General features: G+C 39.4%; 21 protein-coding genes. 10 read left to right on the top strand and 11 right to left on the bottom strand.

The genetic code is table 11. The annotated features are described in order from the left end of the window. Window positions 1-37 precede the first annotated feature (37 nt). From C825_RS11605 to C825_RS11565, 9 genes are all read right to left on the bottom strand, one after another. The gene (locus tag C825_RS11605; protein ID WP_010802574.1) at window positions 38-1,321 is read right to left on the bottom strand and encodes a ComEC/Rec2 family competence protein; all 1,284 of its coding nucleotides are present in this window, start codon (window positions 1,319-1,321) and stop codon (window positions 38-40) included. Window positions 1,322-1,355: 34 nt separating this feature from the next. Further along, on the bottom strand, window positions 1,356-2,006 hold the full coding sequence (gene rpe, locus C825_RS11600; RefSeq protein ID WP_010802573.1) for a ribulose-phosphate 3-epimerase: 651 nt from the start codon (window positions 2,004-2,006) through the stop codon (window positions 1,356-1,358). A 76-nt stretch (window positions 2,007-2,082) separates the two neighbouring features. Beyond that, a complete protein-coding gene (locus C825_RS11595) occupies window positions 2,083-2,259 on the bottom strand; it encodes a hypothetical protein (RefSeq protein WP_007658566.1) in 177 nt (58 codons plus the stop codon). A gap of 82 nt (window positions 2,260-2,341) precedes the next feature. Continuing rightward, window positions 2,342-2,935 carry an RNA polymerase sigma factor gene (locus tag C825_RS11590; RefSeq protein WP_007658568.1) on the bottom strand — a complete coding sequence of 198 codons (594 nt, stop codon included), beginning with the start codon at window positions 2,933-2,935 and terminating at the stop codon, window positions 2,342-2,344. A 236-nt stretch (window positions 2,936-3,171) separates the two neighbouring features. Then, a complete protein-coding gene (locus tag C825_RS11585) occupies window positions 3,172-4,740 on the bottom strand; it encodes a hypothetical protein (RefSeq protein ID WP_010802572.1) in 1,569 nt (522 codons plus the stop codon). Window positions 4,741-4,774: 34 nt separating this feature from the next. Next, window positions 4,775-5,137: a DUF3244 domain-containing protein gene (locus tag C825_RS11580; RefSeq protein WP_010802571.1), complete on the bottom strand. Its 363-nt coding sequence runs from the start codon at window positions 5,135-5,137 to the stop codon at window positions 4,775-4,777. 164 nt (window positions 5,138-5,301) lie between these two features. Continuing rightward, window positions 5,302-7,020 carry a tetratricopeptide repeat protein gene (locus C825_RS11575; protein WP_135033567.1) on the bottom strand — a complete coding sequence of 573 codons (1,719 nt, stop codon included), beginning with the start codon at window positions 7,018-7,020 and terminating at the stop codon, window positions 5,302-5,304. A 109-nt stretch (window positions 7,021-7,129) separates the two neighbouring features. Further along, a complete protein-coding gene (locus tag C825_RS11570; protein ID WP_010802569.1) occupies window positions 7,130-8,716 on the bottom strand; it encodes an OmpP1/FadL family transporter in 1,587 nt (528 codons plus the stop codon). Window positions 8,717-8,802: 86 nt separating this feature from the next. Next, window positions 8,803-10,140: a hypothetical protein gene (locus tag C825_RS11565; protein WP_010802568.1), complete on the bottom strand. Its 1,338-nt coding sequence runs from the start codon at window positions 10,138-10,140 to the stop codon at window positions 8,803-8,805. Window positions 10,141-10,683: 543 nt separating this feature from the next. Here C825_RS11565 and C825_RS11560 point away from each other — a divergent pair. The 8 genes from C825_RS11560 to C825_RS11525 are packed head-to-tail and all read left to right on the top strand — an operon-like array spanning window position 10,684 to window position 19,229. Further along, window positions 10,684-11,877, top strand: a complete 1,194-nt coding sequence (locus C825_RS11560; protein ID WP_007658575.1) for a saccharopine dehydrogenase family protein — start codon at window positions 10,684-10,686, stop codon at window positions 11,875-11,877. 1 nt (window position 11,878) lies between these two features. Continuing rightward, on the top strand, window positions 11,879-12,337 hold the full coding sequence (bcp, locus tag C825_RS11555) for a thioredoxin-dependent thiol peroxidase (protein WP_010802567.1): 459 nt from the start codon (window positions 11,879-11,881) through the stop codon (window positions 12,335-12,337). 6 nt (window positions 12,338-12,343) lie between these two features. Next, complete coding sequence (gene recA, locus C825_RS11550; RefSeq protein ID WP_007658580.1) at window positions 12,344-13,387, top strand: recombinase RecA; 1,044 nt, start codon at window positions 12,344-12,346, stop codon at window positions 13,385-13,387. 54 nt (window positions 13,388-13,441) lie between these two features. Beyond that, the gene (locus tag C825_RS11545) at window positions 13,442-14,479 is read left to right on the top strand and encodes a GNAT family N-acetyltransferase (RefSeq protein ID WP_010802566.1); all 1,038 of its coding nucleotides are present in this window, start codon (window positions 13,442-13,444) and stop codon (window positions 14,477-14,479) included. After that, complete coding sequence (vimE, locus tag C825_RS11540) at window positions 14,476-15,777, top strand: UDP-2,3-diacetamido-2,3-dideoxy-alpha-D-glucuronate deacetylase VimE (protein ID WP_007658583.1); 1,302 nt, start codon at window positions 14,476-14,478, stop codon at window positions 15,775-15,777. Before C825_RS11545 ends, vimE begins: the two co-directional genes overlap by 4 nt. Beyond that, on the top strand, window positions 15,774-16,859 hold the full coding sequence (wecB, locus tag C825_RS11535; protein WP_010802565.1) for a non-hydrolyzing UDP-N-acetylglucosamine 2-epimerase: 1,086 nt from the start codon (window positions 15,774-15,776) through the stop codon (window positions 16,857-16,859). The genes vimE and wecB overlap by 4 nt, the downstream gene beginning before the upstream one ends. Continuing rightward, a complete protein-coding gene (locus C825_RS11530; protein ID WP_010802564.1) occupies window positions 16,856-18,103 on the top strand; it encodes a glycosyltransferase in 1,248 nt (415 codons plus the stop codon). Before wecB ends, C825_RS11530 begins: the two co-directional genes overlap by 4 nt. After that, a complete protein-coding gene (locus tag C825_RS11525) occupies window positions 18,096-19,229 on the top strand; it encodes a glycosyltransferase (protein ID WP_010802563.1) in 1,134 nt (377 codons plus the stop codon). Before C825_RS11530 ends, C825_RS11525 begins: the two co-directional genes overlap by 8 nt. Window positions 19,230-19,232: 3 nt before the next feature. On the opposite strand, the gene C825_RS11520 is transcribed toward C825_RS11525, so the two are convergent. Both C825_RS11520 and C825_RS11515 read right to left on the bottom strand, forming a co-directional pair. Continuing rightward, entirely contained in the window at window positions 19,233-20,537 is a 1,305-nt protein-coding gene (locus tag C825_RS11520; protein WP_228100158.1) for a glycosyltransferase family protein, read from the bottom strand. A 118-nt stretch (window positions 20,538-20,655) separates the two neighbouring features. Then, window positions 20,656-21,051 carry a 2-amino-4-hydroxy-6-hydroxymethyldihydropteridine diphosphokinase gene (locus C825_RS11515; protein ID WP_010802561.1) on the bottom strand — a complete coding sequence of 132 codons (396 nt, stop codon included), beginning with the start codon at window positions 21,049-21,051 and terminating at the stop codon, window positions 20,656-20,658. A gap of 104 nt (window positions 21,052-21,155) precedes the next feature. Between C825_RS11515 and feoB the strand changes: the two genes are divergently transcribed. Both feoB and C825_RS11505 read left to right on the top strand, forming a co-directional pair. Beyond that, window positions 21,156-23,639 carry a ferrous iron transport protein B gene (feoB, locus tag C825_RS11510; RefSeq protein WP_010802560.1) on the top strand — a complete coding sequence of 828 codons (2,484 nt, stop codon included), beginning with the start codon at window positions 21,156-21,158 and terminating at the stop codon, window positions 23,637-23,639. A gap of 313 nt (window positions 23,640-23,952) precedes the next feature. Further along, entirely contained in the window at window positions 23,953-24,612 is a 660-nt protein-coding gene (locus C825_RS11505; RefSeq protein WP_010802558.1) for an SGNH/GDSL hydrolase family protein, read from the top strand. The last annotated feature ends 6 nt before the right edge of the window (window positions 24,613-24,618 follow it).

Genomic DNA, 24,618 nt, shown 5'->3' with positions numbered 1-24,618 from the left:
TATTATCATTGTTTACAGTGACAAAGGTACTACTTTTTTACGTTCTACGCAGTAAAAAACGTTCAATAAGCAAATCAAACAATATAAATAACAATAGAAGCAAGCCGGCAAAAAGGACTCCCGGACGTTTGGTCTTCGTAAATAACAAGAAGGAAAAAATGGAACCATACCCCAATATGGTCAATAGTAAATCGATACGCCCATAAAAGACAGCCTCCTCTACACGGCTAAAGGCATCGACAATCCAAAACAATGTATGCGTCAGCTTCTCTACGAATAATTGTAATAATCCGTGTCCAGGAATACCTACAGGAAGCAATAACCAGATCAGTCCGGCCGGAATAAGGAAGGTAGCCAGGAACGTCAAAGGTAAATTGGTACACAGGAAAACCAACGAGAACTGCCGGAAATAATACAAACACAGTAAGGTTGTCCCGGCCTGGGCAGCCAATGTCACCGTGATCCATCCCCAGGGTATCGCAATAACCGGATTCCTCACTACGATAAGATTTTGCAGACGAGGTTGCAGATATAAAATAGACAATACAGCCAAATAACTCAGTTGAAAACCAATATCAAACAGATATAACGGATTGAACACCAACATACAGAAAGCCGCAGCAGCCAACGTATTATAACCGTCAGTCATTCGCCTGAGTACCCTCCCCGTGAGATAAAGCGTCAGCATCAAACCGGCACGTACAGCCGATGCAGCCAGCCCGGTAATAACCACGAAACTCCAAAGCAGACAAAGCGTCAACAGGTATCTCAGCCAACTGTAAAAACTATTCTTTGGTAAAAAAGAAAACAGCAAAGAAAGGAATCCGCAAACAACAGCCACATGAAAACCGCTTACAGCTAGCAAATGGGCTACACCCGTAACAGAAAAACGCCTCCTCACCTCGCGATCCATCTCTTTACGATAGCCGAGGGTAATAGTGGTCAACACCGACTTTTCCTCTTTCGACAAATTCAGTCGCTCAAAAGGCTCCAGCAAACGTCCCTGTCCTTTCCCGCCCAGTTCCATTAAAAGCGATGTTTCACTGCTATCTCCCCTCTCCTGCCAATAAGCTGTCCGCTGTATGGAAAGACTAAGTAATAAGGACAGAAACACCGCGCCCCAAACCCAGCGCAATTCATAATTACCGCCTCCGGACTCTACCTTCGGGATCAGATAAGAAAACGCCACAATCAATAATGGGATGATGATCAACAACAGCGAGACAACGCTGCAATCGAAGAAGGCCTGCAACAAGATTCCGGTTATCCATATGAAAAGCGGCCTGATAAACGGCCGCTTTTGTATTTCTTTTATTATCATACAAAGGTCGGTTTTGGTTGGTTATCTATCTTCTCTACATTTCTTTCAACTCTTTTATCGTTCGTATCGGATCAGGAGAACTGAAAACAAAGCTACCGGCAACCAGCACATCGGCACCGGCTTCCAGCAAGCGCTTCCCGGTTTCCAGATTCACACCGCCGTCCACTTCTATTAAGGTATCCAGCCCTTTTGCCCGGATCATTTCTTTTAAACGGGCCGTTTTATTGACTGAATGTTCAATAAAACGTTGTCCGCCGAAACCGGGATTGACCGACATCAGCAATACCATATCAAGATCCTGGATAATATCTTCCAGCAGGCTGATCGGCGTATGCGGATTTAAGGTAACGCCCGCTTTCATACCGGCTTCCTTTATAGCACCGATAGTACGATGCAAATGGGTACAAGCCTCATAATGAACATTCATCATATAAGCGCCAGCCTCAGCAACCTCTTTGACAAACTTCTGGGGTTCAACAATCATCAGATGCACATCCATCGGCTTTTTCAGGATAGGCTTTACCGCATCCAGCACGGGAAAGCCGAATGAGATATTCGGAACAAAAACACCATCCATAATATCCATATGCAACCAGTCCGCCTCACTGTTATTTATCATTTCGACCTCTTTTTGCAGGTTCAGAAAATCGGCAGCCAGCAAAGAAGGAGCAATCTTATGTTTCATAATTTCAAGTCTTTTGTGCAAAGGTACAAAAAAAAGAAAGAGAACACTGCGCAAGTGTCCTCTTTCCTTCAATTTCTTAGTTCATCACATAACCACCGAATTCCGGTTGCAGCGCAGGTTCCACATGGTAACTCCGTGCAAACTGAGACAGGAAATCAAGCGTTTGTCTGCTTGGTGTACTCTTCTTCTCGTTCCGGTTCTTTTTAGTTTTATCCTTCAATCCATCCATACATTGAGTAGAAAATCTCTTCATAGGCATCCCCTTTTTAATCGTTTGATAATAAAACGGGAGAACTTTCTACTTATTATATGAACCGAAGAATATTTTTATCTGATTATGCCATAGACAACTCAATACGGTTCTCATCTGCCATACGGCGCATGTTCAGGATAGCATAACGCATACGTCCCAAAGCCGTATTAATGCTGACACCGGTGATATCGGCAATTTCTTTAAAGCTCAGATCCTGGTAATAACGCATTTCCAGTACTTCACGCTGGCTGTCGGGTAAATGTTTCACCAACTTCTTCACATCCGACAGGACCTGGTGGCGCACGATGTTATCTTCAATCGTTCCGTCACAAAGTTTAATATTATTGAACAGATCCACTTCTACCTCATCGTTGGACACAGTATTCTCACTGCGTTCCTGACGGAAGTTATCAATGATCAGATTATGTGCAATACGTGTAATCCAGGCTTTAAACTTACCGTTTTCGGTATAACGGCCCTGTTTAATAGTCATGATCACCTTAACAAAAGTCTCCTGAAAGATATCTTCTGTTAACTCTTTATTGCGGACTATAAAGTAAATGTAGGAATGGATACTGCTCTTATGACGGTTCAACAACACATCAAACGCAGTATTATCACCTTGCGCATAAAGGACGACCAGTTCTTCGTCGGTCATCGATTTTAAAGTCTTCATTACTTCTATGTTTTATAGTTTCTTTGAGTAATGTTTATGCTATAGGCAATGAGGTTTTAAATGTTAGACAATTTTGTTTTCGAAAACAAAAGAACAAAAAGTATTTTAAACAGACAAATATTTCTGTTATTTTTATACAAAAATGTCCCCTGCCTGTACGTTTTATGTACAAACAGGGGACATTTGGTAACAAACTATATTTCAAGTACCAGTTACACATTCACATTACCAATTAATCACATTTCTTCAGGGGCTATATACAATCGATACCAACCAGTATAGTATTTAGGATTAAAAACAGAGTAGAAAACCGTATTACCATCCCGATCCATACGAGATTCCTCCACCATAATAGGATCTCCAAAATTTACTACAACTTCGCCCAATTCATCATTACCCTTCGTTGTAGTAGACTCAAACCCTATAATATGATTTTTTTTAGCACTAGCTCCCAACTTTAAGCCCTTCTTAACCGTTGTACCCCAAGATATATCAAAACCGATATTCCCAGCAAATTCAACAGTTGTTGACTCTGTATTTTTAATAGACTCTGTATCATCGACTTCCTCTACTGCTATTTTTACAGAAGTAGCATAATCTTCTAAATTCCATTCAAAAAGAGGGAGCTTCATATCTTTCTTTTTTAAATACATTGAATATTTAGCACCACCACGACCGCTACCGTTACTTGCCCGAAATAAATCATTACCATTAGCTCTAAAATAAGTCTTAAGTTCACTACCGACAAGAGATACAGACCCTAAATAAACTTTAACTAAAAACTCAAATTCACCTTCTGTCCAAACAACCTGTGGATTTCTATAACCTATTTTCTTTGGGTCTCCAGCTTGATCTGATATCTTGGCAAGAGCTGCTTCCGGATCACCCAGCAATTCAAATCCAACTATACACTCCTTAAATTTATAAATAAATGGTCCACTAACACTATCTCTAGAAATACCTTTTTCCGGTTTCAAATTATAATAGACATAATCTCTATGCCATCCATCTACATTTTTATAAATACTATACGCCTCTTCTACTTTTTTCAAATTATGAGAAACAGGCTCTCCCCTAGGATTCCCTCCCCTATCACTTTTTAAAACAACTGTATTTACTTTATTATTAAGATTATTAAAGGCGTCATCTATAAAACTAAACACTACATTCGAATTTGATCGTGTTTTAATAGTTTCACCTTGAGTTCCTAATGATTTAGTATGAATATTTCCTCCAGCAATTCTCTCATTTTCTTTTATTACAACAATGGGATATGTAGGAACTTCTGCTGCATTAATTACATATTCTCCTTTTTGAATATTATAAGCAGGGATGCCTTCCTGATCAAATGTTCTTATTGCAACATCAGGAATATCAGTTTTCACATCCCACAATTCGGCAGAAAACGAATCTTCAGGCAACTCTGGAACAAATATTGTCAAGTTAGAAATCTGATTTTCAATCAAATCAAAGAAATCTTTATCCAAATATTTCGACAACAATCCTTCTAAAGTCGTATTATCACCCAACACTTCATCCTTAACCATAAGATAAAGAACGTCATAGTCATAATCAATTTTCTTTAATGCTTCCTTTTTGATCAATTCTCTAGCCGGAGCACTTTCTACCAAAACTTTTGCCAACGCTTTACCAAACTCCTTTTTTATTTCTGTGTTTGTCATGCTAATAACACTACCAGTAGTTAATTCTGGCTTATCAGACGAAATTTCATCTGTACATGAAGACATCAGTAAAGTACCACATATCATAATACTTACTGCAAGAAGTTGTTTAAATGTTTTCATAATGAATTAAATTAAAATAATGCAGATAAATAGATCAAAGATCAAACTCACCTTCTACACTATTATATTTATTAGATACGGAAACTACATAATTACCCTTTTGATTAAACAATGGGATAACAAGAGAAGAATCATTTAATGTATTGATCAATTGATCATAAATGATATTACCTGATAAATCTTTCACACAAACAGTGACATTTCCCAGATTTTCTAAAAACTGCAAATGAAGTGTTTTATCACTATCCTCTATATAAGCAATAATAGGATTTTGAGTTGTAACACTTTTTGGTTTCCTAATCCAATAATTTTTAAAACGTATTTGTCTTAAAGCAAATACAGGCATCGTCACCAATAATGCCAATACTGTTATTAACCAAATTTTTAAATTTCTCATAGATTATAGTATTAAGTAATTTGATGCAAAATTACCAATCACTTACTAGCAATACTATAAAATCCGTCAAATACCCATACACTACTTCACACTAATAATCAAGCTATTAGAGAATATATAATAGACAACCAAGGTCACCACACCAGCGCATACAACACTAAATATCAAATACTTAACACATTATTGATAAAGTAATCATAAAGGCTCCCTTTATCTAACTGAATTTTCAATCGTTGGCGCATTCTGAGATGACGAGTCCATACAGAAGCTGGATTCACAGAAAGCAAAATAGCTTCAGACTTAACATCTAAATTGAATAATAAAAAACAACAATACCTCCAATCAGAATCCGATATGTCAGGACATAACTCCAATATCTGAGATTTAAACTTAGGATATACAATCTTCACCTCTTTCTCTATAGCTTTAAACATTTTCTCTGAAATTAAGACTTTTGTATTTCCTGGTATATGTTTTTGAGAGAGCAATAAGAGCTTTTTACCAATTACTGAGTTTAACAATTGTTTTTTCTTTATTCTATTCAACTCTTCATTCAAAGATTTTATTTCATCTTCAAGTTTATTTTTTGCCAAACATTCCTTTTCCATCGAATCTAACAACCTCTTCTTTTGCTCTAATTCGAGAGATAGATTTAATACATCAATATTAAATTGCTGAATTTCTTCATTTTGACTATGTATCTTTTCCTTTGCCCTTTTCTTAAATAATATATACACTAAAGATACAACCAATAAAATTGATATGGACAAAATTAATAAAATCACATACAGTTGCTGTGAAAGTTTCAACCTTTGGTTCTCTTGTTGAACTTTCAATTTATCGTACTTCTTCTCCATTTCCAATAAATCCGCCTTATCACTGGCTATTGCATTAGAATCAAATATATCTTGATATTGCTCCAAATAAAACAATGCTTCTTTATATTTACCTTGAACTTTATACAATTTATATTGATTATACATTACCATATCTATATATGGTCCACTCTTATCATTCTCCACTTGAGCCAGATAATCTGATGCTTTACCCCAATCACCAACCTCAATATACAAATCAGACAAAGCTAATAAATTAGGAATTCCACACATAACCGTATCAATTGCAGCCGCACGAAGTAAATACTTTTCAGAGTCTGCATACCGTTTCATAATCCTGTATACGTTTCCAAAACTATTATAAACAGCAATTTTTACTATAGAATCTTGCAAGCCAAAAGCTAATGAATCCGCTCGTTCTAAATAAGACAAAGCCAATTCACACGAGTCCTGAAAAGCTAACTCCCTGGCTATATCTTTTAAAGCTAACGCATAACTTCTTGTATTTCCTGATTTATAAAAATATTCGGCTGCTAACTCATAGTTTCTTTGGGCACTTTCAGGATCATTTTGTATCTCAAACAAATCTGCAATATAACTTGTAACATATGCAGCACTATTATAATCTTGTATTTTTTCGAAGAGACTAAGTGCATGCAAATAAGCATTCATTGCTTTTTCATATTGCATGTCTTCCAAATAAGAACGTCCTAAATAATAATTAATTTGACCTTGTCCATCAATATCCCCGTGATCAATGTACCAATATAACGCCTTTTCATAATCCGTTACACTTAATAATCTTTTATCTATTTTATCTGCCGCTTTAGAAATAATAAGACAAGATTTAGCAAAACAGGCTTCATCCAAATCATTTTCATTAATCAAACTATCCAATAAAAGATAAACACTATCAGGATATTCCCACAACAAAAACTCCATTTTTTCAATTTGTTTTTGATGAGGATTTCTTAAATCACAACTAAAACAAACTGTTAAAAAAAAGAAACAGAATAGACACCTCACAACTAGTAAAATCTTATGCATATAAAGAGCTCTATATTGTTATTCTTAAATACAAATATAACACAAACATAAAAAAATAGGTGACACCTTAATAATTAAAGCATCACCTATTATATAAAAAAAATATTCTTTAAAACTTATAGCCCAAAGTTAAAGCGACCTGCGTTGTTTTTGTCTTTAATGAGGCAGGAGTGGAAGTAAAGAAAGGTTTGCCATCATCATAGAATGTACTAGGAAATGCATAAGCATCTTCTTTATATTCACGGTAGACACATGCTAAGTCAGCATAGAAATTAGGTGTAAAACGATAGCCTAAACCAACAGAGTACGAGTTAGTACCTTTATCTACCGTATAATTTGGCGTTGTACCGGCAACCCCTATCGCATTTCTATAATAAGCCCCATCCGAATCCAAAGCAGGAGTACCACCCTTCACATGAGCCTTCATCGGGGAAGTTCTCCACAAAGTACCGGCACGAACAGAAAACTGCGGTGTTATCTTATATTCAGCGCCTACTTTTAATGTTCCGGCATTACCAAAGTCTTTCTTAATAAACTCTACCGCTTCCAAATCATATCCATCCAAGTCGTTTACATTCATTCTCTTATAAGCCGTCAACTCATAATCCACACTGACAAGGAAATTAGGACCTATACCTGCCACACTGAATATCCAACGATCAGGAGTACGAAGGTGATATTCTCCCTTTTGATTAGACGGAGTTTCAGCATCCGTTCTCATCGCACCGACGTCAGTACTGGCTGTGGCATGAAAATAATCTGACATTTTATACCAAGTGGGTGAATTGTAGCCAATCCCTATTCGCAGAAAATCCAAAGGACGAGCAATTGCCCCTATATTAAAAGCATATCCGGTACCACTTGTGGAAAGGCCATTATCTAAACTTAGCCAGGCATTACCCGGGAAATCTTCCGTATAATTAGATGTCATACTATAGTCCATATCGGTAATAGCCAAGGTTGCCCCCAAGAAAAAACGATCGGAAATATTCGTTGCGAAAGCTATATTATATTGCCCTACCGAACCTTTTTCGTTTACAATCAAATCAGCATTATCCACTTCTCCGGCAAATGAAGACATATATTCGTCAACCCCTCCCACATCTTTATAAAAATAACCGGCTTCATATCCTAACACCGACATCCAAGGAATAAAAGGATTTGCATCAAAATAGGGATCATATCCACTCTCCTTATCATATATCAAAGCTGACTCTTTGTACCCTGCCGTCATATCGGCCACATAATCCGATAAAGAAGACTGCTGCTTTCCCCTCATCCGATAAGAACGATTATAATTCTTCACCCTATTATAAGAAAGACCTATATTCCAGCCTACAAGACCTTCGTCATTACCTGTCGGAAAATATCCGACATAGGCAATATTATCAAAATTAAAGCGGGTTTTGCTTACATCAGCCACCGAACCATTCCAGTTCGTATTAGTTTTAATAGAAGACAAACTAATCGTAGTTACAACTTCCGAACTACGATAGACACCCAACCCCGCAGGATTTGTTGACATAGACGATATATCTCCACCTAATGCACCAAAAGCTCCGCTCATGCCCAGATAACGGGCTGTTCCGTTCAAATCCGTCTGAGACAATTTGTATGCATCCAATTCACCCTGTGCATATGCAATACCACCGGCCAGAAAAAATACCGACACAAATAAGCATACTATTCTTTTCATCGTTTCTGTGTTTTATTATACATTAATATATAAGGGCACAAGTATGAATATACCGGCCCTTATATATTTCATTACTTATTTTACTGTTATCTGCGACCTCCGCTTGAACGTCCACCACCACCGCTTGAACGGCTACTAGTACCACTTGAACGACTACTGCCGCCACTGTAAGTACTTACAGAACTACGACTACTGCTACTTCTTGATGGTGCAGAATAAGTGCTACGGCTACTGTTAGATGTACCACTGTTATAATTAGAACGTGAACTGCTACCGCTACTTCTTGAAGGCGCAGACTGTACTCCCGAATTAATACGTGAAGATGATGTACCACTGTTATTATATTCACTACGACGTGTTGGTCGTGTACGGATGCTTGATACAGCAGACTGCCCCCGACTGGAAGAAGTACTTCCGCTATTACGAATACTGCTTGATGCTTCGCTTCTGCTTGACATCGAGGAACTGCGGGCAGATGAACCTTGTCTCGTCGCCACACGACTATTATTACTTCTTAAAGAAGTAGCACGATCGGAAGACCGATAAGAAGACGAGCGATTTGAACTTGCACTATATCTACTGGATGATGATCTTGAAGAACGACCGGTAATCGAACGCCCTGAAGAGCGATAGTAGCTTGGCGAGTAATAATGGTGGTGATGGTGTCCCCAATAACCTCCATAAAATCCGCCATAATAACCACCCCAGTAACCCGGGCCGTAATAACTCCATGACGGACCGTACCAAGGACTGCTCCAACCGGCGTAGAAGCCACCCCAGCCCCAACCGAATCCCCAACGGGGACCATACCAGGAAGAGTACCAGGGATTGTAACTATAATACCAGGGATCATACCAACCGGAATACCACGGAGAGTATCCCCAACTATTACCCATGTTTATATTTACATTCACATTGGTATTACCGTCCGAGTAATCGGTATCATAACCATAACTGTAATACCCGTCACTCAGATACAGATCGACTTGGTCTGCACCGGCAATCGTGATCTTACTCGGTGAATGATAACGTACGATACGTTCGGTATATTCATTATCCGAACGGCGTTCCGCTTTCTTCGTTACTTTCTGATTGTTATCAGGTAACTCTTCGATATAAGTACCGTCCGCTTCGTCCAGATCCTCATCATAAGGTTCCTCAACGTCAACAGATGTATATCGACGATTATATTCATCCACATCTCTATCTTTATCAAACGCCGGATGTGAATCCGAAGCCGATGCCAATACAATTGCAGATGAAGACTCCGTTGCTTTTTCTTTTTTGGGCTGTATAACCTTCTCTTCTGTTTTTTCTTTCTTTTTTTCTTTACTTGAAGAGAAATACACATCATCAAAGAACTCCTCCTGGGCTGCGGCACTGAAGCCGACCAGAAGCATCACCACTAAAGATGTTAATTTCATGGGTTTCATATTCGTTTCTCCTCTACATTAATATATTTATTCTACTGTTTAGACTACATATCCGTTGCCGGGTTTAAGATCATATCCTTAAATAAGAATAAAAACTACGCATTCTATTTACAAATATAACGCGTTCCCAATAAGTTACAAGCGTTTATATATACTTTAACTATAAAAAACAACTTATTCTGAAACAATGCTACAAAATAGGAATCACAGACAACAAGAAATAACCATTCTGTATAAAAGCACATGGTTTATATACTTAAGTAGATGCAACAAAAGACACAAACGCTGCAAAACCGATTCCGAATCAATGATAAAAACACATCCTTGGTAAAATCTGTTTCATAGTAATGGAACAGTTGTTTCATTATGTAGAAACATTTGTTTCTTTATGATGAAACAGTATCGTAAATACATTCGGGGAACTATTAAAATGAATTCGCCTCTTTTGCTATATGTTCAAAGATAAATCGTATATTTGTCCTTTGGTTTAAAACCTTGTAAACTGTATATTAACAAGATTAATTCTATTTGTAAATGGGAAGAGTATTAGTTATTGGTGCAGGGGGCGTAAGCACCGTTGCTGTTAAAAAGATCGCGATGAATGCTGATGTTTTTACCGATATCATGGTGGCCAGCCGCACGAAAAGCAAGTGCGACAAGATTGCTGCCGACATTAAAAATGTAAAGGTGAAGACAGCACAGGTCAATGCGGATAACGTGGACGAGCTCGTTGCATTGTTTAATGACTTTAAGCCCGAGTTGGTCGTCAACCTGGCTCTACCTTATCAGGACCTCTCCATCATGGATGCCTGCCTGGCTTACGGTGTCAGCTATCTCGACACTGCCAACTACGAACCGCTGGACGAGGCAAAATATGAATATAGCTGGCAATGGGCCTATAAAGACCGTTTCGAAAAAGCGGGTCTGACGGCTATCCTGGGATGCGGATTCGATCCGGGTGTAACGGGAGTATATACAGCTTATGCAGCGAAACATCATTTCGATGAAATCCAGTATCTGGATATCGTCGACTGCAACGCCGGCGACCATCACAAGGCATTCGCTACGAACTTTAACCCGGAAATCAATATCCGTGAAATTACTCAGCGTGGTAAATACTATGAAGACGGAGAATGGAAGGATACTGACCCGTTATCGGTACATAAGCCGTTGAACTACCCGAATGTAGGTCCTCGTGAATCATACCTGATGTACCATGAAGAGCTGGAAAGTCTGACAAAGAACTTCCCGACGATCAAGCGTGCCCGTTTCTGGATGACTTTCGGACAGGAATACCTGACTCATTTACGGGTGATACAGAATATCGGTATGTCACGTATCGATCCGGTCATGTACAACGGACAGGAAATCGTCCCGATCCAGTTCCTGAAAGCCGTATTGCCTAATCCGGGCGATCTGGGCGAGAATTACACGGGAGAAACATCGATCGGTTGCCGTATCCGCGGTATCAAAGATGGCAAAGAACAAACTTACTATGTATATAATAACTGTAGCCACGAAGCAGCTTACAAAGAAACAGGCGCTCAGGGTGTAAGTTATACCACCGGCGTTCCGGCGATGATCGGTGCCAAATTATTTATGCAGGGAGTTTGGAAGAAACCGGGTGTATGGAACGTGGAAGAATTCAATCCCGATCCATTCATGAAAGAGTTGAACGAACAAGGACTGCCCTGGCATGAAATGTTTAATGTAGATTTGGAATTATAATATGGCATTACAAGTAGGAGACAAAGCACCCGACGTATTGGGGCTTGATCAGAACGGAAATGAAATAAGACTCAGCGATTTTAAAGGTAAGAAGTTAGCACTTTACTTCTACCCGAAAGACAACACCAGCGGTTGCACGGCAGAAGCCTGTAGCCTGCGTGACGGCTACAAGGAATTACAGGCAGCCGGTTACGAAGTGGTCGGGGTTAGTAAAGACAGCGCAAAATCCCATCAGGGATTCATCGCCAAGCAGGAACTGCCTTTCAACCTGATCGCTGACACGGACACAGCCCTGCAACAAGCTTTTGGCGTATGGGCTGAAAAGAAACTGTACGGACGTTCATACATGGGGACTCTCCGTACCACCTTTATTATCAACGAAGATGGTATCATCGAGAAGATAATCGGTCCGAAAGAGGTGAAGACAAAAGACCATGCTAATCAAATCCTTAATTCATAAAAAGGGATGGCAAAAGAAGACAATTTATTCGAAGAGGGAAAAACCCCGGAAGGAAAGCCGGCTGTTAATGCCGACAAGTTAAAAGCGTTGCGCGCCGCAATGGATAAGATTGAGAAGAACTACGGAAAGGGTTCTATCATGAAACTGGGCGACGAAAGCATTGAAAGTATCGAAGTTATTCCGACAGGTTCCATCGCCCTGAACGCAGCTTTAGGCGTAGGCGGTTACCCGAAAGGACGTGTAATCGAGATATACGGTCCGGAATCATCCGGTAAGACAACGCTGGCAATCCATGCTATTGCCGAAGCACAGAAAGCCGGTGGTATTGCTGCATTTATCGATGCAGAACATGCCTTCGACCGTTTCTATGCGGAAAAACTGGGTGTCGATGTAGAAAACTTATGGATCTCTCAACCGGATAACGGTGAACAGGCTTTGGAAATCGCCGAACAGCTGATCCGTTCTTCTGCAGTAGATATCATCGTTATCGACTCTGTGGCAGCATTGACTCCGAAGGCTGAAATCGAAGGCGATATGGGTGACAGCAAGATGGGTTTGCAAGCTCGTCTGATGTCTCAGGCATTGCGTAAGCTGACCGGAGCGATTAACAAGACCAATACGACTTGTATCTTTATCAACCAGTTGCGTGACAAGATCGGTGTCATGTTCGGTAACCCGGAAACAACAACCGGTGGTAACGCATTGAAGTTCTACGCATCAGTTCGTCTGGATATCCGCAAGATCGGAACATTGAAAGATGGTGATGAAATGAAAGGTAACCAGGTACGTGTGAAAGTTGTAAAGAACAAGGTTGCACCTCCTTTCCGCAAAGCTGAGTTCGACATCATGTTCGGCGAAGGTATTTCCAAGGCTGGCGAGATCGTAGACTTGGGTGCGGAGCTAAATATTATCAAGAAAAGCGGTTCCTGGTATAGCTACAACGATACAAAACTGGGACAGGGACGCGATGCAGCCAAACAATGCATCAGCGATAACCCCGAACTGGCAGAAGAGCTATCCGGATTGATATTCGAAGCATTGAAAGGGTAACCCAGGTAATAGTTGACAAGTGACGGTTGACAGTTTAATATATAATTATAGAATATGCTACATACTGAAAAGAATAACATATCAGATTTACAAACACATTCTAATTCAGAAAACTGTCAACTGTCAACTGTAAACTATAAACTAAACAAAGACAAATACCGCCTGTTATGCAATACAGAAAACAGTTTTCCTCTTTTTTCACGCGATTGGTGGCTGGATGCCGCCTGTGGCGAAACCAAATGGGAAGTTTTGCTAACAGAAGAAAAAGGAAAAATACTAGCAGCTTTACCGGTATATATTCCTCACCGAGGAGTCATATCAATGCCTCCTTACACCCAGACAATGGGCCCCTGGTTTGCTCCAGAATCCAAAGATACCAAATACACCAGGACTTTAGGAAAACGGCAAGCAATATGCAAAGAGTTTACGGATGTGTTAAAATCCTATCCGCATTTCCTCCAAAATTTCAATTATGGGATAACGGACTGGTTGCCTTTTTACTGGGAAGGTTACAAACAGACAACCCGTTATACGTACCTGCTAAACAATATACGGGACGAACATACACTTTGGGAGAACATGAGTCCCAATATCCGCCGGAACATTACAAAAGCAAAAGAGAAATTTCTCATCACAATCAGGAAAGGGATTTCTATTGAAGATTTTCTGAAAATACAATCCATGACGTTTAAACGTCAACATCTCTCCACTCCTAAAAGACAGGACGTATTAATAAAATTGATCACCGCCTGCCGTCAACGTAACCAAGGCGACTTATGGGGAGCCTACGACGAGAAAGGGAAATTACATGCAGTGGCATTTATTGCCTGGCAGGAAAGTTCGGCTTATTATCTGGCCGGAGGCGGCGACCCGGCATTAAGGGCATCGGGGGCGCATAGCTTGCTTCTTTGGGAATGTATCCGCCACGTTTCCCAATACACGCCAATATTCGACTTTGAAGGTTCTATGATTCCGGGAGTAGAACGTTTTTTCCGTGAATTCGGAGCAATTCAAACCCCCTTCTTCACAATAACCAGAGGAAATCTCAGTTTATTATATAGAGCTTGGTTAAAGATAAAAGAACGGATATGAATAATCATGCTATACATTATATAATACGTTTCCTTCTTGGGGAAGATATTTCCGAAGAGATTGTGGCTGCTATCGGATATACGAACAATAGCAAACATTATGACCGTTACAGTATTGTGATCATTCCATCCGGTTTTTTCACCAATCATATATATGGAACGGCATCTTCGCTTCCGGAATTACCGCTTCAAGAAATAGAAGGAACTCCCTTGCTATTCGGTTCTCCCCTTGTAGAACAGATAGGCGACACGTTAGTTATTCATGCGGATATTATTGCCAGTACCTATTTTCTCATCACTCGCTATGAGGAAATCATCCAACGAAATGTAAGGGATGAGCACGGACGTTTTCCGGGAAAGAATTCTTTACCTTACCGGGCAGGATTTCTCCATCGTCCGATCGTTGATGAATACCGTATACTTTTACGTAAATGGTTACGGCAATATGGACTCCGCATACCGGAAATTCCAAAAGAGATACAACATATCTATCTGACACACGATTTGGACTCTCCTACTCTTTACCGGACATGGAAAGGGGTTATCCGTTCCATCCGGGATAAAAGGGGGATCATCCAGTCTATCCAAGGAAAATGCGGGCCAGTAGAAAACGATCCGTATTATACATTTCCCTGGATATTCGAACAAAATAACTTGTTACGGGAACAAACGGGCAAAAATATCTGCCGGGCAATCCTTTTTGTTCGCAGTGGAGGCAAATGCAAACAGGATAAGCCCCATTATAGCCTACGCAACACAGATATATCTCAACTGATACAATCTGCATTATCCAATGATATAACAATAGGTCTGCACAGCAGCTACCAGGCAGGTATAGTTCCTACCCTCATCAAAAAAGAAAAAACATGGCTGGAAAAGAATGTTGAGAGAAGTATACGCTTTAACCGCCATCATTTCCTTGCCAGCCGTGAACCGGAAGATATGACACACCTGGAGGCGGCCGGCATAACAGATGACTTCACCATGGGTTATGCGGATGTTGCCGGATTCAGGTTAGGGACTAGTTATCCGGTACGCTGGATCAATCCGGTCACCCGTCGCTTATCCTCTATCTTATTGCATCCGCTGACAATTATGGATTGCACTTTGGAAGAAAAAAAATATATGGGATTAAATTATGAAGAGGCATTAGCATATAGCCTGAATCTTATCGAACAGGTAAAAAATACAGGTGGGGAATTGACTCTCTTATGGCATAATACCAGTGCACAGGAAAATACAGACAGTTATTTACGTAAACTGTACAGCCATTTATTAAACGAACTTGCAAAAAAATGAAAATTGTTACTATTGTCGGAGCCAGGCCTCAATTTGTAAAAGCGGCCATGGTAAGCCGGGCGATTCTGGAATACAACAAAAATAATGAGAGACTGATTGAAGAACTACTTCTTCATACGGGACAGCATTATGATGCAAATATGAGCGATATCTTTTTCAACAGTATGAGTATCCCTCAACCCGTCTGGCAACTGCAATGTGGAAACGGGACACATGGAGAGATGACCGGCCGTATGCTGATTGAAATCGAAAAAATATTACTCGACACCCGGCCTGATTACGTATTGGTCTACGGTGATACCAACTCGACACTGGCTGGAGCACTAGCCGCATCCAAACTACATATACCGGTAGTTCATGTTGAAGCCGGCCTTCGCAGCTTTAACAAACAAATGCCGGAAGAGATCAACCGTATCCTGACCGATCATATAGCGACCTTACTATGTTGTCCGACTTTCGCCGCCATCAAACATCTGGCAAATGAAGGGATACAACAGGGAGTCCATCATGTCGGGGATGTAATGTATGATGCCGCATTGATTTTTGGTAAACTGGCAGACAGTTCTTCCCAAATCATGCATCAATTGAATCTCAACAGCAGGCAATTCAGGCTTTGTACAGTTCACAGGGCAGAGAATACAGATAACCGGGAACGGATAATAGGAATCATCAGTGCCATAAAAGAAATATCAACTTCTTCTTTTCCGACCGTTTTGCCACTTCATCCCCGCACTCGATATTGTCTGGAAAAATATGGTATGATACAATCTCTTGAAAACCGGGAAGGAATACATATCATTCCGCCGGTAAGCTTCCTCGATATGGTCATGCTGGAAAAACATGCGGCAACCATTTTGACGGATTCAGGTGGCGTACAGAAAGAAGCATATTTTCATCATACCCCTTGTATTACACTACGGGATGAAACGGAATGGGTCGAAACTGTTGAAGCAGGTTGGAACCAAATAGCCGGTTCTGAAAAAGAAAGTATCCTGCATTGCTTGGAAAACCAACCGGAACAAAAAGAGATACAAGAATACGGAATTGGAAACGCATCAAAAAATATTATTGATTTGCTATGAAAAAAGTACTGATTATTTGCGATCTCTTTCCGCCGGCTTTCGGACCGCGTATGGGATATTTATGTAAATATCTCAGAAATTACGGATGGGAGCCTGTCATTCTGACTGAAATGGTAGAGGAAAATACATTTACATTCCTTGCCAGTCAATGTGAGGCCGAATACATTAATTATTATACAGCCAAAAGTCCTTTTACCAGGAAACTACAATGGATCAGTATACTTTTACTGGATCTTTGCTTCGGATATAAGGATATCCGAATGTACAAAGAAGCCCGGAAGCTGGTCAAAAACAATAAAATCGATTTAGTTTTATGTAGTAGTTTCCGGACATTTCCCTTACCGGCTGCACTAAAAGTTGCAACTAAATATAAACTACCGCTGGTCGTTGACTTACGGGACATCATTGAACAATATACAGGAGATGAGTTTATTGCACATTCTCTCCCCTCTCTCTTGGGATTAAACAGATTATTCATATCTGTCTTTAAACGGAAAAGCCTACGGGATAGAAACCGGGTATTAGAAAAAGCAGATTATGTAACAACAATCTCTCCCTGGCATGTAGATATATTGAAACAGTATAACACTAATGTAGAATTGATTTACAATGGGTTCGACCCGGAACTATTTTATCCGGAACAAAAGAAAACGGAGAAGTTCATTATAACATATACAGGACGGCTACTTAGTACAGCTATGCGTGATCCGGGACTGCTCTTTGAAGCATTAAGTATTTTGTCTGCCCGTAATATATTGACACCCGACAAATGCCGTGTCTACTGGTATGTCGATGAAACGTCCCGTAAAATCATTACGGAAGAAGCTGAAAAATACCAGATTCTCCCTTTTATGGATTTCAAAGGATATGTTCCGGCGTCAGAAATACCTTCCATACTGAACAGTAGTTCCGTACTGCTGTTATTGACTAACCGTGCGGCAAACTCCGGTCCCAAAGGTGTTATGACGACAAAGTTTTTTGAATCGCTGGCTGTAGAAAAACCAGTACTTTGTGTCCGGAGTGACGAAAGCTATCTGGCTGAAGCAATCAATGATGCGAATGCCGGCCTTGCCGCAACGAATGTGAATGAGGTATGTGACTTTCTTAAATCGTATTATCAGGAATGGAAAGAAAAAAGATATACATCATCTTCCATAAAGAAAAGCAAGTTAGTCCGTTTTTCACGGAAAGAACAAGCAAAACAATTTATACAAATCTTCGAAAAGGTTGAAATCAATGGATAAATATATCAATATAGTGTCTTTCAATATCCCTTGGCCTGCTAATTATGGCGGAGTTATTGATGTGTATTACAAAATGCAGGCCTTACACAAGTGCGGCGTAAAAATTATTCTACATTGTTTTGAATATGAGCGCCCTCATTCCAAAGAACTGGAGTCTCTATGTGAAAAAGTATATTATTACAAACGGAAAACCGGACTATTGACTAATATAACTCTGTTACCATACAATGTTTTCAGCCGTAAAGACCCGGAATTACTTAAGAATTTGCTCGAAAACGATTATCCAATCTTATTCGACGGATTGCATACCTGCTACTATATTAATCATCCCCAACTACAGGGACGAATGAAAATATACAGGGAAAGTAATATCGAGCACGATTATTACCGTCACTTGGCTAAGGCAGAAACAAACCTGATCAAAAAATATTTCTTTCTGGTTGAAGCTTGGAGGTTTGAACGGTATCAGGAGATATTAAAACATGCCGATCTGATGTTGGTCGTTTCTATCACTGATACAAACTATCTCAGGAAAGTCTTTCCCAAAAAGAAAATTGAATATATGCCCAGTTTCCATGTCAATGATGAGATATCTGTAAAGAGCGGATCGTCTGATTTTGTATTATATCATGGGAAACTATCTGTTACAGAAAATACACTGGCCGCATTATATCTGATCAAAAATGTCTTCTGTAAGTTAAAGTATCCTTGTATCATTGCAGGTATGAATCCACCGGCAACGTTGTTAGAGGCAGCGGCTTCTTATCCCAACATCAAAATCGAGGCCAATCCATCCAACGAGCGTATGGACTATCTCACTCACGAGGCGCAGATACACATGTTGATCACTTTTCAGGATACCGGGTTAAAACTCAAATTGTTGAATAGTCTTTTTGGTGGAAGACACACGATCGTAAACCAGGAAATGGTCACAGGCAGTGGCTTGGAAGCTTTATGTTATATCGCTAACACTCCTGAAGAAATGATAGAAACGTGTAAACGGTTGATGAAGCAACCAATGACTCCCGAATTAATTGAAAAAAGAAAAGAGTTACTATTCCCTACCTACTCAAACAGACAACAGGGAGAACGTCTTTACAAACTGATTTATAACCAGGGAGAATAAAAGCTATTCTCCCTTCTCTCTAGGGATGTACAGACGCAGAAAAATCAATCCACTTTTCAATTCTTTCTGAAGTTTCCATTGGGAGTAAATTGTTTCAATGTGTTCGTCATCCCAATTAAAGAGATTCGAATATAAAACATAACGACTATTTTCTAACTCAGCAGAAGAAAAACGTCGGTTATCATCAGTTATATCCATATTTGCAAACAATGCATCCATTGGAAATGCTGCTGTTACAGAATTAATCTCTATATGTTCATTCTCCAAATAATCGATCATCTCTTGGCGCAATGAATAATAAGGTAAATGGCATAATACACTATCCCAGGCCTTTGACATCTTCTCCGAATAAACCCAAAAATTTCCGCTGACCAGTATACAAATCATCCCTACCAATAAAATTCGCACAGACCTTGTTTCATATACTTTAAATAAAAGCTGAGCAGTGATTAATGCCAGTAATATGTACAAAACCAGAAAATACCGGTCTCCAAAGGGGTTTGTTACTGGAATTGTAACTAACATCATAGTAAATAAGACACTCAAATAAATGAGAGATAACGGAGATTTGGAAAGATAAAGAAAGAAATTTTTTATCCCCATTTTAATGATTGAAACAAATAGCAAAATCCAGACAACAATTCTCCCCGAATCCAACATCCTTACAGCCAAACTTGCTATATTCTTAACTGTTTGCCCAAATGTCGCTAACTGCCGATGATCCTCATATCCAAAACCGGGTTGATACAGAAAATATCCGGTTTCCACCTTCCGGTATATAAACCATCCGCCTATCGCCAAAAGAGTCGGTATAAATACAGGGAAAACATATAAGAACGAATTTTTGAAAGATTTCTTATGAATAACATTTTCTATCAGCAAATATCCCAGCCCCAATCCTGAACAAACAACCAGCCCTCTAATACTTACCAATCCCAGGCACATGGCAGATACAGCCAACCAAATCCGCCGGTTATCCAAAATCAAATTGATACTCAACAAAGCAAAAAAACACAGGATGACATCCGGAGAAATTAAAATCATTTGGGTGGAAAGTGCCGGTTCCAATAAAACCAACAAAAATATATAAGGTGTATATTTCGTCTCCAACCTTTCACACAAGCGATAAACTTGCCAGATCACTCCCAATGAAAATACAGTTATAGATAAATGAGCTACCAACAAACTTTTTCCGAATAAAGACCAAAGAAGAGCCAGATACAGATGAGCCAAAGGGGGGTCTGCAACATATTGGGCCGGATAGACAAAAGACAGAAACCCATTTTCCAATAAATAACTTGCCGGCATAGAATACCCGGCAGTGTTATCCCAGAAAAAACAGTTCTCTAACGTAAAGAATTTCAACACCAGAAACAAAATCAGTACTACATATTTTATCATAATAATTTATTATATCGGATTTACACTATTTCATTTGTTTAAATTCTTCATTTTCTAAAGCTCTGATTCCTTCTATTATATAATATCTTCTTAAATCGTCCGGTTTTAAAATCAACTCATTCCATTGAAGCAGATCAATATCAATTGGAACAATTCCGAAATTTTTATCGTCAGGCATACGTTGCAGTTTGTACTCTATACGTTTCAACAAATGCTTTATTTCATCCGGCTGTTCTGATGTATAAGCAACGGCCACCCGATTCAAAAAAGGAGCAGACCCCGTTAATCCGATCGGCTCCGTATATACAGAATTTGAAAAGGCAATAGAAACAAACTGGTTCCGCAATATACGCACCGCCTCCGCCATATTCTTTTCCTGATCTTGATTTGAACCTAAGCTTAATATAATTTTATTCAGCATATCGCTTATCTTATTTATTCAATGCAAAACTAGGAAAAAATACCTATTAGTTGGTATTGATCATGTAAGCATTTCGCCATACCTTTGTACGAGAATTTAAGAAAATGAGATTATCAGAGCTTCACACAGGTGAAAAAGGCGTTATAGTCAAGGTGATGGGACGCGGTGCCTTCCGCAAACGCATCATTGAAATGGGATTTATCAGGGGAAAAGAGGTGGACGTTATACAAAATGCTCCACTGAAAGATCCTATCCACTATCGTGTAATGGGTTATGACGTTTCTTTGCGACGGAATGATGCAGCAATGATTGAAGTAATCAGCGCAGCCGAATACGCAAAGGCACAAATGTCACAACAAAGTGAAGAACGTTCCGCCGACTCTTATATACTACCTTCAACAGAAGATTTACAGGCACTTGCTATACATAAAGGAAAAACAATAAACGTAGCCCTGGTCGGAAATCCCAACTGTGGAAAAACATCTTTATTCAATTTTGCATCCGGAGCCCACGAACATGTAGGCAACTACAGCGGAGTTACTGTTGATGCCAAAGAAGGAACCTTCCAACAAGATGGCTACACATTCAGGATCGTAGATTTACCCGGTACTTATTCTTTATCGGCCTATACTCCGGAAGAACTTTATGTCCGCAGGCATCTCAGCGAAGAACAACCGGACGTTGTTATCAATGTCCTGGATGCATCAAACCTGGAAAGGAATCTTTATCTGACCTGTCAGCTCATCGATATGGACGTCCGGTCTGTCATCGCCTTGAATATGTATGACGAGTTGGAGCGATCCGGAAATAAATTCGATTACGAATCATTATCCCGGATGATAGGTACCCCGATTGTTCCGACAATCAGCAGAACCGGTTTTGGTATTGAAGACCTTTTCAAGCGGGTTATAAAAGTATATGAAGAAGAAGATCCTGTTATCCGTCATATCCATATAAATTATGGAGAAGTACTGGAAAAAGGTATTACAAATGTACGGCATGCCATAAAACATAACGGAAATGTAGCAAAAAGCCTTTCCAAACGTTATCTCTCCATCAAGCTATTGGAAGGAGACCCGGAAATAGAACGTTTTATCCAGACATTATCCGGCTCCGAAACAATCATAGAAGAACGCGACCGGAATGTTGTACAGATAGAAGAGTTATTATTGGAAGATAGTGAAACAGCATTTACCAATGCCCGTTACGGTTTTATCTCCGGTGCGCTACGGGAAACCTATGAGCAAAATAAAATAAAAGAAGCGACCAGCACTCAGATCATAGACTTATTCGTTACACATAAAGTATTGGGATTCCCCATATTTATTCTCTTTATGTGGATCATGTTCGAGGCTACATTCCGTTTGGGAGCCTATCCTATGGAGTGGATCGAGAATCTGGTTAGCTGGATCGGTAATTTTGTACGGGGAAACATGAGTGAAGGTCCGTTAAAAGACTTGCTGGTCGATGGTATCATCGGCGGTGTCGGCGGTGTTATCGTTTTTCTACCTAACATTCTGATACTGTATCTGTTCATTTCATTCATGGAAGATTCAGGTTATATGGCACGTGCTGCTTTCATTATGGATAAGATCATGCACAAAATGGGACTCCATGGTAAATCTTTCATTCCTTTGGTAATGGGATTCGGTTGTAATGTGCCGGCTATTATGGCCTCCCGTACGATTGAAAGCCGCAATAGCCGTATGATCACCATGCTGGTTAATCCGCTGATGAGTTGCAGTGCCCGTTTACCGGTATATGTGTTACTTGCTGGTGCATTTTTCCCTAATAACGCAAGTTTCATTCTCCTGTCATTATATGTTTGCGGTATTCTTCTGGCTGTTGTTATGGCACGGTTGTTCAAACGTTTTCTTTTTAAAGAAGAAGACGTACCTTTTGTGATGGAACTTCCCCCCTATCGAATGCCTACTGCAAAGTCGATTATGATCCACATGTGGGAAAAAGCGAAGCAGTATCTCCACAAAATGGGGGGTGTCATTTTAGTCGCTTCCATTATCATCTGGTTTCTGGGATACTTCCCCCGCCACAGTGAGATGGGAGATACATTCGACAAGCAAATTGCTGAAGTAGAAAATGCCGAACTGGATTCCAAGGAAAAAACGGAAACAATTGCGGAATTAGAACGGTTAAAGAATATGGAGCACCAAAAGAACTCTTATATCGGAACGATAGGACAAACAATCCAGCCAGTTCTTCACCCATTAGGATTCGATTGGAAAATGAGTGTCAGCTTATTGACTGGTATGGCAGCAAAAGAAGTCGTAGTCAGCACGTTAAGCGTCCTGTACACCGGAGATGAAGAAGATAGCCAGGTTTTATCCGAACGTATAAAACAAGATTTGGATGAAGAAGGCAATCCGGTCTTTACACCACTTATCGCTCTGAGCCTGATGCTGTTTGTTCTCATTTATTTCCCATGTATCGCAACGATCTCAGCCATCGTCAATGAATCGGGATCATGGAAATGGGGAATATTTGTAATTGTGTACACATGCGTTTTAGCATGGATCGTCTCGTTTGTGGTTTATCAGACGGGGAGTTTGTTTATTAATTTGATTAATTAATTGGCTTATGTGGCAGGAAGTAGCTATCATATTTATTGGAATATTCACAATAATCATTGTTGGATATAAAATATATCAAATATTGCTATATAAAAAAAATATAGGTAATAAATGTATAAATTGCAGTGGTTGTTCATTGAAAAATAAAGACATACACTATTCTAAAAGAATAAATAATCAACATCTAAAGGCTTAAAAAGGCTATTCAGCACCATTCAACATTATTAACACGCCGCCAATACGCTAATTGGTTACTTTTATAATATATTTGTAAACAAATATATTGGGATAATACGTAAAGGATATATAGAATATGAATATACTCAAATTCTTCATTTTGCTATTCACTATTACAATATTTGTTTCCTGTGCAAAAGAAATAAATATAGATGAAGAACTCGAAGAACCCATCACATTTGAAGAACCATCATATATTCAAACCGTAGATATACTCTTCACAGGAAGTTCTACTGTCGCTTTTTGGCCTGACTTAGAAAAAAGTTTCACTTCTTACCAATTAATTAACACAGGAATTAGCGGATCCTGTCTCGATGACCTTATAAACGAAAAAGAAAATCGTATATTCAAATACAATCCTTCATACTTTGTTTTTTATTATGGAGATAATGATATGTATAAATATGATGCGAATACCTATATAAAAAAGTTCAAAAGACTTATGAAAGAACTAAAAATAAGGAGACCTAATACTATTGTCTTACTTATATCTATCAAACCTAGTCCACTTCGAAAAGAGAAATTCAACCAATACACCTTGATAAACAAATACATGGATAAATTCCATGAAATTAACCCATCATGCTATTATATTGACATTTGGACAACAATGTCAAACAATACAACATATTTTAAAGATGACGAATTACACCTCTCAAATAAAGGATATACATTTATCAATCAATTAATATACAACAAAATAAAAGTATTAGAGTCTTTAAAATCAACTAACTAAGAGACT

The sequence above is a fragment of the Parabacteroides sp. ASF519 genome, from assembly GCF_000364265.2.
GTDB lineage: Bacteria > Bacteroidota > Bacteroidia > Bacteroidales > Tannerellaceae > Parabacteroides > Parabacteroides goldsteinii.
This window is presented reverse-complemented; position numbering and strand designations above follow the sequence as displayed.

What these genes read in the sequence shown, in the direction of transcription:
- C825_RS11605 (WP_010802574.1), bottom strand. Translation starts at nt 1,321, where the DNA reads ATGATAATAAAAGAAATACAAAAGCGGCCGTTTATCAGGCCGCTTTTC.
- rpe (WP_010802573.1), bottom strand. Translation starts at nt 2,006, where the DNA reads ATGAAACATAAGATTGCTCCTTCTTTGCTGGCTGCCGATTTTCTGAAC.
- C825_RS11595 (WP_007658566.1), bottom strand. Translation starts at nt 2,259, where the DNA reads ATGAAGAGATTTTCTACTCAATGTATGGATGGATTGAAGGATAAAACT.
- C825_RS11590 (WP_007658568.1), bottom strand. Translation starts at nt 2,935, where the DNA reads ATGAAGACTTTAAAATCGATGACCGACGAAGAACTGGTCGTCCTTTAT.
- C825_RS11585 (WP_010802572.1), bottom strand. Translation starts at nt 4,740, where the DNA reads ATGAAAACATTTAAACAACTTCTTGCAGTAAGTATTATGATATGTGGT.
- C825_RS11580 (WP_010802571.1), bottom strand. Translation starts at nt 5,137, where the DNA reads ATGAGAAATTTAAAAATTTGGTTAATAACAGTATTGGCATTATTGGTG.
- C825_RS11575 (WP_135033567.1), bottom strand. Translation starts at nt 7,020, where the DNA reads ATGCATAAGATTTTACTAGTTGTGAGGTGTCTATTCTGTTTCTTTTTT.
- C825_RS11570 (WP_010802569.1), bottom strand. Translation starts at nt 8,716, where the DNA reads ATGAAAAGAATAGTATGCTTATTTGTGTCGGTATTTTTTCTGGCCGGT.
- C825_RS11565 (WP_010802568.1), bottom strand. Translation starts at nt 10,140, where the DNA reads ATGAAATTAACATCTTTAGTGGTGATGCTTCTGGTCGGCTTCAGTGCC.
- C825_RS11560 (WP_007658575.1), top strand. Translation starts at nt 10,684, where the DNA reads ATGGGAAGAGTATTAGTTATTGGTGCAGGGGGCGTAAGCACCGTTGCT.
- bcp (WP_010802567.1), top strand. Translation starts at nt 11,879, where the DNA reads ATGGCATTACAAGTAGGAGACAAAGCACCCGACGTATTGGGGCTTGAT.
- recA (WP_007658580.1), top strand. Translation starts at nt 12,344, where the DNA reads ATGGCAAAAGAAGACAATTTATTCGAAGAGGGAAAAACCCCGGAAGGA.
- C825_RS11545 (WP_010802566.1), top strand. Translation starts at nt 13,442, where the DNA reads ATGCTACATACTGAAAAGAATAACATATCAGATTTACAAACACATTCT.
- vimE (WP_007658583.1), top strand. Translation starts at nt 14,476, where the DNA reads ATGAATAATCATGCTATACATTATATAATACGTTTCCTTCTTGGGGAA.
- wecB (WP_010802565.1), top strand. Translation starts at nt 15,774, where the DNA reads ATGAAAATTGTTACTATTGTCGGAGCCAGGCCTCAATTTGTAAAAGCG.
- C825_RS11530 (WP_010802564.1), top strand. Translation starts at nt 16,856, where the DNA reads ATGAAAAAAGTACTGATTATTTGCGATCTCTTTCCGCCGGCTTTCGGA.
- C825_RS11525 (WP_010802563.1), top strand. Translation starts at nt 18,096, where the DNA reads ATGGATAAATATATCAATATAGTGTCTTTCAATATCCCTTGGCCTGCT.
- C825_RS11520 (WP_228100158.1), bottom strand. Translation starts at nt 20,537, where the DNA reads ATGCCGGCAAGTTATTTATTGGAAAATGGGTTTCTGTCTTTTGTCTAT.
- C825_RS11515 (WP_010802561.1), bottom strand. Translation starts at nt 21,051, where the DNA reads ATGCTGAATAAAATTATATTAAGCTTAGGTTCAAATCAAGATCAGGAA.
- feoB (WP_010802560.1), top strand. Translation starts at nt 21,156, where the DNA reads ATGAGATTATCAGAGCTTCACACAGGTGAAAAAGGCGTTATAGTCAAG.
- C825_RS11505 (WP_010802558.1), top strand. Translation starts at nt 23,953, where the DNA reads ATGAATATACTCAAATTCTTCATTTTGCTATTCACTATTACAATATTT.